This window comes from Alkalihalobacterium sp. APHAB7 (genome assembly GCF_048323755.1).
In the GTDB taxonomy this organism is placed as follows: domain Bacteria; phylum Bacillota; class Bacilli; order Bacillales; family Bacillaceae_F; genus Alkalihalobacterium.
The window spans coordinates 1-8,858 of record NZ_JBLWFS010000052.1 but is presented as its reverse complement, the minus strand read 5'-3'; the positions used below and the strand labels follow the sequence as shown (position 1 = coordinate 8,858).

The following is an 8,858-nucleotide window of genomic DNA, read 5'->3' as shown; positions in this document are numbered from 1 at the left end:
CTCGAGCTTCCTTCAGATTCCACGTCACCATGGACACCCTTGCTTTTGGCTATGTACTTACCGCTACAAGGTCGTACTCGGGACTTTCACCCGTTAGAGTTCGCCCATGCTGGGCGAACAAAAAATACGATGACTGGTGTCATCGCATAAAGCTTCTTTTATTCTATTTGCTCATTCATCATTAGTTTATCTATATAATGAAGATTAGCCTTTTTCAAAATCTCAATTAAACGCCCGCCAAAAAGAACCTTCGGTGTCGATGATTTCAATGATGTCATTATAAGGAATTTTAAACGTTGGAAATCCCGCGACAAACGCTGCAATTTCGTATGGTTGAAAGTAAATTGCGAGGGCTTCTTCTGTCATGTAAAAAGGCTGGTCTGCCTGTATTCCTTTGTATGCCTCAGGGAAAAAGTAAGAAAAATCTTCTTGGTCTTGTTCCTCAATTTGCTTTCCAATCATATCACTTAAAACCGACACATAATCTGCACCTTGCTTAAATAAATCTTTTAATTCGTATAGTTCTCCTGTTTGCAAATTAATATGAATGAATTCTTGACTAGGCATACCATGGGCGGCACCAAACGGATAGTGGTACGCTGATAATTTTACGACGAGTAAGTTCTTACGGTAGAACTCAATTGAAAAGTCTCCCGTATAGCTGTAATCGAGTTGAACATTACTTGGGATTTCTTTTACATTTGATTTTTCTTTTAATAATTGGTTGATCTCACTTTGCCTCGCTCTATTTTTCATCCCTTCAATTTGTGGATAATACACAAGATAATCTTTATTTGGATTAAACTTTTCTTCTCTCACTCGATAAGGGGACCGAAGAGGAATAATTGTATTCGGTTTCCATATCGTCTTTCCTAAACGATCAAAATACATTACCCTCTGATCAACGAATGCTTTAATGACAACATTTTCTAGAGTTAATATCCCTGTACCTTGAACGACAGGATAGTTTTTTGCACGATTTCCTGATCGATCAATAAAAAACGTATATCGATCTTGTGTGACTGAGCTTAGACCTTCTTTAAATACGGAAACTGTATCGTATTCGAAATCAGTTAAACGGCGACCGTCACTCGTCGCAATGGCATAAATCGAACCGATATACGGTTTGTCAGCAACAATCGCTTTTCCAAGTGCTACTCGATCCTCTCCCAATTGTAAAACATCGTTGTATTGGGCTGGAATGATAAATTCTCCTTGTTTATTTATTAATCCGTACCCATTATGAATCCCATCAATAATATTGACGACCGCCCTTCCTTCCTGAAATGGCAGTGCTATTGAAAATTGTGGTTCAATAACAATATTTCCTTTTTCATCTACATAACCGTACAAATCATCTACTGTTTTTCTAAAAGAACTAAGTCCTTCTCTAAATTCAGTCATGCTATGATAGGCATATGTGTTAAGGATAGTCTCGTTCTTGTCGATCAGGGCATAATTTCGATTAGTTAACCGCACAAGCGCTTTCCCGTCTTTAAAATCATTCGCGTATTCAAACTGTAATGGGATTATTTCTTGGCCGCTTCGATCTAAATAGCCATAAAGGTATTGACCGTTGGCTGACCTATCAGAAAATACAGCACGCTCTTCTTCATAAGGAGCTATAAAATTGTAGGCTTTTGAAGTTAACACAGAACCCTTTTCATCAATTACTTTAAATCCAGCAGCGTCAATGACAATAGCTCGACCTTCTGTAAAAGGAAGGATTGAATTATATATAGGGTCTACAACATATTGACCAGAACAATTGATAATTCCTGCTTTATCACCAACCGTAACAATAGCTAGACCATTTTCTTGAAAATCATCCGCCCTGTCATACCTTGCAGGAATATTCAAATTACCACTGGAATTGATATAACCCCATTTCATGCCGTCTATTGTATGAACGGAAGCTGGATAAAGGCGACACTTTCTCCTTTGTTCTTCAGCTAACGCTAGTTCTTTTCGAAAAAATCTGGGCTTTGTTGTACTTGTAGAATGAGATAAAAAGTGACGGACCAAATCGATCGAATTGTGCTCTTCTCGCATAGTACAATCTCTCCAAACTTATAGTTTCAATAGTATATGAAATTTGGAAGATTTGGGTTCATACCTAGCAAAGCTATTAAGATTAAATTCCAGCTTTTTTTATAAGCAATATCAACACATAAAAAAACCTATTGAGCAGTTAGGCTCGATAGGTTTCCATATTATAAAGTATAGTGTCCTTATCTGTACTTGTCGGATAATGAAAAGCTTGTTTATAGGATTCAGGACCTTTTCCAGTAATTAAAATCCAATCTTCTTCTTGTGTTTGTTGAATTATAGATTGAATCGCAACGGTACGATCTTCTATGATGGTGCCTTTTTTATTACCGTACATATCTTGTAAACGATGAAGCTCATTGACCATCTCTTTAGCATCCATACCCTTGAGATCATCTAGTGTTAAAATATATTGATCGCTAAAGGTTGACGAAATATTAATCATTTCTTTTCGTTTTGAAGGATCACCATTGCCGCGAAAACCAAAAATGTGAAATATTCGTTTAGCTCCTTGTTTTTTTAACGTCTGAAAACAATGACTCAACCCATCTGGTGTATGTGCATAATCAACAACACAAGTCGCTCCACTAGGGTGAGTATAAGTTTCAAACCTTCCAGGAACTCCTGGAAAAGAGTTGAGCGCTTGAACGGCTTGATCTGCAGGTATGCCCAGTCTCCGAGCTGTAAAAAAAGATAAAGATGCATTTTGAGCATTATGTAGACCATTTAAAGGTAAGGTCACTTTATGTTGCTGTTCTGCTTGCTTAAGATCGAATTCCGTTGAAAATTCCACATTGACATTGTTTAAATTCATATGATCTGACTCTTGATGCCCAACAGAAAATACATTTTTTTGAGCATTAGCTAAACGGTCGATTAACCTTCTGCTCCAATCACAATAGTTGCTAACAATTGCTTCGCCTTCATGAGTTAATTGATTAAAAAGCTGAGCTTTCACTTCAAAATATTTATAAATCGTCCCATGATAATCCAAGTGATCATGCGATAAATTTGTAAAAAGAACATAATCAAATGGGATACCATTCACACGCCCCTGATCAATTCCATGAGATGAAACTTCGAGTATTATCACTTCATCCTCACTCTTATACATAAGTTCATGAAGTGTAATAGGATCTGGCGTTGTATTTGATGGTGGCAACAGCTCATCATTTATAATATTGTTAACCGTACCAATTAATGAACAGCGAATTCCCGCGCTCTCTAATATGTGTCGTAGCATATAAGAAGTCGTTGTTTTTCCATTCGTTCCCGTGATCCCGATAATGGTATGTTTTTTAGTACCTGTATCAAAAAAGCGCTGAGCTAAAATGGGGAGAAGGTTGCGACTATTTTTGACACGGATATAAGGAACACTGAGTTCTCTTTTCTCTTTCTCGCCAATAATAGCTGCGGCACCAGCTTTTATTGCATCTTCAATGTATTCATGACCATCTGTTTCATACCCTGAAATAGCAACAAAAACAAAGTTTTGTTGAATTTTTTTAGAATGAAAATGGATACCACTAATTGAGATGTCTGGTATGTTATCTGTCAAAAGATCACTTTCGATCAATTGTAATAAAGAACTTAACTTCATGGACCATTTGACTCCTTACAAGAAAATCACAAAACTGTGACAACAATTTTGTATTATAATATAGTCTTTCCATGGCCTTCATATAATATCCACGTACTAAAGATATTACCAACACAAGACTTTGTTAAAACGTACCGAGAGCCCTCATACATAGCTACACCTTGCTAGGTCATACTAAGAGTGAAAAGGAGGGATTGTATTATGGCTCAAACCTTACAGGGCATCATGTCAACGAATGTCGCTTCTGTTTCACCGCAAGATACAGTACAAAAAGCAGCAACTTTAATGAAGGAACTTAATGTAGGTTCTATTCCGGTTGTTGAAAACGGCCAAGTAATGGGGATTATTACGGATCGTGATATTACCTTACGAACAACTGCATCAGGAATTGGCAGTCAAACTCCAGTGTCACAATGTATGACAGATCATGTGGTTACAGCTAATTCAATGATGGATGTTCATGAAGCTGCCCAATTAATGGCGCAGCAACAAATTCGTCGTTTACCTGTTGTGGAAAACGGTCAATTAGTTGGGATCGTGGCCATTGGAGACCTAGCTGTAGAGAATATTTTTCAAAATGAAGCGGGAGAAGCACTTTCTAGTATCTCAAACCCAGCATTTCCCCATGAATAAATAAATGATTTCAGCTTGATCGAAGAGGTTGTGCTTTAAGTGCAACCTCTCTTTATTGTTTAGTGCAGTTATAGAGGTTTTTGATTTAGGGGGTAGCTTAAACCGTATAGTTGGAATAACAAAATTTTTTCACGATGTGCATGATAAAAGAATGAGAAGAATATAATTAAATATAGTCTTTTTATTTTCTGAGATTAATGGTCTATCCTCTTGTTGTTATCCCCTTCATTTCACTGTCAATTACCTTACAAAACAATTGAATAAGGAGTGATTATGTTGTTTGAATCTATTTATGGTATGGATGACTTGTCGACTGTTCAACACATTGGGTATGCGTCCGAAAGCAGGATGTATGATTTCACACTTGTTTTTTCTGATCACTTCTTTGGGAAGACATTAATAACTTGTCTTCAAAGCGGTAATTCCTCTTTATTGGACTTCCACGATGTTAGCGACGTTTCAGTTGTTAAAAAAGTGTTTCGTATTCAAAACGATGAAATTGCACACGAAGTTTCAGCACTACTACAATCGAAAATTCCGTTAGCAAAAAATGTTGATCAATATGAATAAATGAGGAGGAGATATTGGCGATTTTAATATTATGTAAGCGCTGTCAAGGACAAAGGAAGATGCGAAAGCGATGGCTGTTTCTTTTAACAAAAAAAATTTCCTGCCCCTTTTGTCAAGGAACAGGAAAACATAAAGTAGTTTCTTAAATAAGTCGAGGATGACTCTAGTGTGATAACTTTATGTTATGATAATTAAATTCTTATACCTACTATCGACATCAGTAAGAAGATACACACTGTGACGAGTCAACCTCTTACATAGTTATTGAACGATCTCAGGTGCCCCGTATTCAATTCCGTGAGTTTCTACTGTGACCGTTTTCATCCGTTGTTCTTCTTTCGGTGCTTCTCCTCTCGTTTCAACAACTGCAATGTTATCGACGATTGCCATTCCTTCAATAACTTTCCCAAAAGCAGCATAATTCCCGTCTAAATGAGGAGAGTGATCATGCATAATAAAAAACTGCGATCCGGCGGAGTTAGGATCATTCGTTCTCGCCATTGAAATTACCCCACGTTCATGAGGAAGTGGATTGTTAAAATTATTAGCATTAAATTCTCCAGGGATCGAATATCCAGGCCCTCCACTACCTGTGCCTTCAGGATCCCCACCTTGTATCATAAACCCTGGAATAACACGGTGAAAGATCACGCCATCATAAAATCCATCTTCGATTAATGAAACAAAGTTTGTGACCGTGTTTGGTGCAATCGACGGAAAAAGTTCGATTATAATTTGCTCATCGTTTTCCATCGTTATCGTGACAATCGGATTTTCTTCAGACCTTGCTTGTTTGACTACTTCATCTTCAGCCTCTATTTCCTCTGCACCATTCTTCTGATCGGCCACATCATCAGTTGGCGCTTCTGTGCCAGTCCCACAAGCGACGATAAAAGCAGTTAGAGCAACAATTATCATCGTAAGTATCAATCTTTTGAGATTAAATTGATTTCGCATGTATTCAACATCCTTTCTTGTATAACTGTTATTGTAACAAATCAAGATTTACCCTTGAAGTCAACTAGCTTCCATAGACTAATAATCATTATATCATTTTTTGTCCTATGTACTAATCAGGTTTTTTGCCAAAAGTTTTTTGTCCTATGTATTCGTCCGGTCACTTATAAAAGGTGTACATACCTTATCTATAAGGAGGTGATTTGTTATGTTATCTAAACAAAAGAAATTACGTCGCATCCTAGGGGCTCTGCCAGGCATCTATGATGTAGAGGCTGGAGTAACAGTTCCAAGTTGCGAGCGCTTTTGTAGGAACGTTTGTCAATCACTATTTCCACTCCAGCAAACTCAATGTATCAACGACTGTTTAGCCTGTCAACAAACGGCAGCACAACCACCAAGAAGAAAGAGATAATGTAAACGATAAATCTATTAAGAGTAACGAGAGAAAGTCACTCTTCTCGCGTTACTCTCTTATAATGCGTTTATTTGCAATTTTCATATTAACTATTGTTGACTTTTAGTTTCTTTATACCTTTTCCATTTTTTTTAGGAATTTTGTAAGAGTTTAAGATTTAGTCAAAGAAATAAGAATATTTCTTGTAGAGCGTAATAGTTTAGATTAATGTGACCTTTCTTTTTCTTGTAACTGTCTACTCCAAGTTAGTAAGGATAAAAAAAGATAACCAAGTGAAGGAAAGCGCTTACATAATCGAGAATTAATAGAGTGAAACTTTCTTTTTAGTAGAGGAAATGAACATTAGGAGGGGTTTATATGGTATATCAAAAGCCAAATACGGATGGGTCTCTAGTAAATTTTAAAAAGCGTTATGACAATTACATTAATGGGGAATGGACAGCCCCTGTGAACGGGGAATACTTTGAGAATATCACACCTGTCACTGGTAAGCCATTTTGTGAAGTTGCTCGTTCTACTGCTGAGGATATCGAATTAGCTCTAGATGCGGCTCACGCTGCAAAGGCAAACTGGGGTGCTACATCTCCTGCTGAGCGAGCAACTATTTTAAATAAAATTGCAGATCGTCTAGAAGAAAACTTAGAAATGCTTGCTGTTGCAGAAACGTGGGAAAATGGTAAAGCGGTTCGTGAAACGTTAAATGCCGACCTCCCTCTTGCTATAGATCACTTCCGTTATTTTGCGGGTGTTGTCCGTAGTCAAGAAGGCAGTATTTCACAAATTGACAATGACACGGTAGCGTATCACTTTCATGAGCCTCTAGGTGTTGTTGGACAAATCATTCCGTGGAACTTCCCTATTTTAATGGCCGTTTGGAAACTTGCACCTGCACTAGCTGCTGGTAACTGTGTTGTATTAAAACCGGCTGAACAAACGCCTGTTTCGATTATGGTCGTCATGGAACTCATTGAAGACCTTTTACCTAAAGGTGTCGTTAATATTGTAAACGGTTTTGGAGTTGAAGCGGGTAAACCGTTAGCTTCTAGTGACCGAATTGCGAAAATTGCTTTCACTGGAGAAACGACGACAGGTAGACTTATTATGCAATATGCATCTGAAAATATCATTCCTGTAACTCTTGAATTAGGAGGAAAATCGCCGAATATTTTCTTCCCTGATATCATGGAAAAAGATGATGCATTCTTAAATAAAGCGATTGAAGGTTTTGTAATGTTTGCTTTGAATCAAGGTGAAGTATGTACATGCCCTTCTCGCGCTCTTATCCACGAGTCGATTTATGAACCGTTCATGGAGCATGTACTTCAACGTGTGGAAGCGATTAAAACTGGGAATCCCCTAGATCCCGACACGATGATGGGTGCTCAAGCGTCACAAGAACAATTAGAAAAAATTCTTTCCTATTTAGATATTGGAAAACAAGAAGGTGCCGAGTGTTTAATTGGCGGTGAGCGTAATGTATTAGACGGTGACCTAAAGAATGGTTACTATGTAAAACCAACTGTCTTTAAGGGTAACAATAACATGCGTATTTTCCAGGAGGAAATCTTCGGCCCAGTCGTATCTGTCACTACATTTAAAGATGCGGATGAAGCTTTAGCGGTTGCTAACGATACACTGTACGGTTTAGGAGCAGGCGTTTGGTCTCGTAATATTAATACGGCGTATCGTTTCGGGCGTAACATTCAAGCGGGTCGCGTTTGGACAAATTGTTATCATGCTTACCCTGCGCACGCTGCATTTGGAGGCTATAAAAAATCTGGGATTGGGCGAGAAAATCATAAAATGATGTTAAGTCACTACCAACAAACGAAAAATATGCTCGTCAGCTATAGCGAAGACGCACTAGGATTCTTTTAAAATCGAGGAGGTGTCTTCTATGGTAGATAAAGTAAAAGCGACGGAAGCGACGCTTGAGTTAATTGGCAAACTAAAAATACGGCACGGTGAACTTATGTTTCATCAATCGGGTGGTTGCTGCGACGGAAGCTCACCGATGTGTTACCCAAACGGCGACCTTCGTATCGGTAACTCTGACGTCCTTCTCGGTACGATCGGAGGGTGTCCCTTCTATATTGCAAAGGACCAATACGAATACTGGAAACATACTCAATTAATTATTGATGTCGTTGACGGCCGTGGCGGGATGTTCTCATTAGAAGGTCCTGAAGGGAAACGATTTTTAACTCGGTCTCGTGTATTTTCATCTGAAGAACGACAACAATTAGGGTTTTAAGTAGGAAAAAACCAAAAGAGGATGACTCGAATGTATGTTTCGCAACTTACACTTCGAGCCATCCTTTTTTTACTAGCATGATTTCCTATTTACTCTATTTATTAGTGAGGCTTTCTGCTGTCTACTGACTTTAAGCATCAATAGAAATTTATGAATGCTAGTATAATATAGCGCTACTGATGGTCCGTCTGACATTAGCGGACTCCAGGGCCCTTATTGCAAGGAAAAGTGCCCTATTTTCCAGCGTAACGGATAAAGTCCATATAATTGTGTAAAAAGAATAAGCCATATCAATTTCTGGTTACAATGTTTTCAACCACGAAAAACCGTAAAGGAGAAATTGATATGACTCAAATTAAGTTTACCCTAAATATGGA

Annotated in this window: 8 protein-coding genes; 5 read left to right on the top strand and 3 right to left on the bottom strand. The window is 38.0% G+C overall.

Annotated elements, in window-relative coordinates; genetic code table 11:
- Nucleotides 1–222 precede the first annotated feature (222 nt).
- Nucleotides 223–2,052: a WG repeat-containing protein gene (locus ACNSTQ_RS22705; protein WP_418202023.1), complete on the bottom strand. Its 1,830-nt coding sequence runs from the start codon at nt 2,050–2,052 to the stop codon at nt 223–225.
- 139 nt (nt 2,053–2,191) lie between these two features.
- On the bottom strand, nt 2,192–3,649 hold the full coding sequence (locus ACNSTQ_RS22700; protein ID WP_418202022.1) for a UDP-N-acetylmuramoyl-L-alanyl-D-glutamate--2,6-diaminopimelate ligase: 1,458 nt from the start codon (nt 3,647–3,649) through the stop codon (nt 2,192–2,194).
- Between the two features lie 201 nt (nt 3,650–3,850).
- Here ACNSTQ_RS22700 and ACNSTQ_RS22695 point away from each other — a divergent pair, with 201 nt between their 5' ends.
- Nucleotides 3,851–4,282: a CBS domain-containing protein gene (locus ACNSTQ_RS22695; protein ID WP_418202021.1), complete on the top strand. Its 432-nt coding sequence runs from the start codon at nt 3,851–3,853 to the stop codon at nt 4,280–4,282.
- Between the two features lie 276 nt (nt 4,283–4,558).
- Nucleotides 4,559–4,852: an SAV0927 family protein gene (locus tag ACNSTQ_RS22690; protein ID WP_418202020.1), complete on the top strand. Its 294-nt coding sequence runs from the start codon at nt 4,559–4,561 to the stop codon at nt 4,850–4,852.
- Nucleotides 4,853–5,113: 261 nt separating this feature from the next.
- On the opposite strand, the gene ACNSTQ_RS22685 is transcribed toward ACNSTQ_RS22690, so the two are convergent.
- On the bottom strand, nt 5,114–5,809 hold the full coding sequence (locus tag ACNSTQ_RS22685) for a peptidylprolyl isomerase (protein WP_418202019.1): 696 nt from the start codon (nt 5,807–5,809) through the stop codon (nt 5,114–5,116).
- A 208-nt stretch (nt 5,810–6,017) separates the two neighbouring features.
- On the opposite strand from ACNSTQ_RS22685, the gene ACNSTQ_RS22680 reads away from it, so the two are divergent.
- From ACNSTQ_RS22680 to ACNSTQ_RS22670, 3 genes are all read left to right on the top strand, one after another.
- Entirely contained in the window at nt 6,018–6,224 is a 207-nt protein-coding gene (locus ACNSTQ_RS22680; RefSeq protein WP_418202018.1) for a hypothetical protein, read from the top strand.
- A gap of 360 nt (nt 6,225–6,584) precedes the next feature.
- Nucleotides 6,585–8,105, top strand: a complete 1,521-nt coding sequence (adh, locus tag ACNSTQ_RS22675) for an aldehyde dehydrogenase (RefSeq protein WP_418202017.1) — start codon at nt 6,585–6,587, stop codon at nt 8,103–8,105.
- 19 nt (nt 8,106–8,124) lie between these two features.
- Nucleotides 8,125–8,481, top strand: coding sequence for a DUF779 domain-containing protein (locus tag ACNSTQ_RS22670; protein ID WP_418202016.1), 357 nt, complete (start codon nt 8,125–8,127; stop codon nt 8,479–8,481).
- Nucleotides 8,482–8,858: the final 377 nt, after the last annotated feature.

Coding starts and splice junctions, on each gene's coding strand:
- ACNSTQ_RS22680 (WP_418202018.1), top strand. CDS start 6,018: ATGTTATCTAAACAAAAGAAATTACGTCGCATCCTAGGGGCTCTGCCA.
- ACNSTQ_RS22685 (WP_418202019.1), bottom strand. CDS start 5,809: ATGCGAAATCAATTTAATCTCAAAAGATTGATACTTACGATGATAATT.
- ACNSTQ_RS22705 (WP_418202023.1), bottom strand. CDS start 2,052: ATGCGAGAAGAGCACAATTCGATCGATTTGGTCCGTCACTTTTTATCT.
- ACNSTQ_RS22695 (WP_418202021.1), top strand. CDS start 3,851: ATGGCTCAAACCTTACAGGGCATCATGTCAACGAATGTCGCTTCTGTT.
- adh (WP_418202017.1), top strand. CDS start 6,585: ATGGTATATCAAAAGCCAAATACGGATGGGTCTCTAGTAAATTTTAAA.
- ACNSTQ_RS22670 (WP_418202016.1), top strand. CDS start 8,125: ATGGTAGATAAAGTAAAAGCGACGGAAGCGACGCTTGAGTTAATTGGC.
- ACNSTQ_RS22700 (WP_418202022.1), bottom strand. CDS start 3,649: ATGAAGTTAAGTTCTTTATTACAATTGATCGAAAGTGATCTTTTGACA.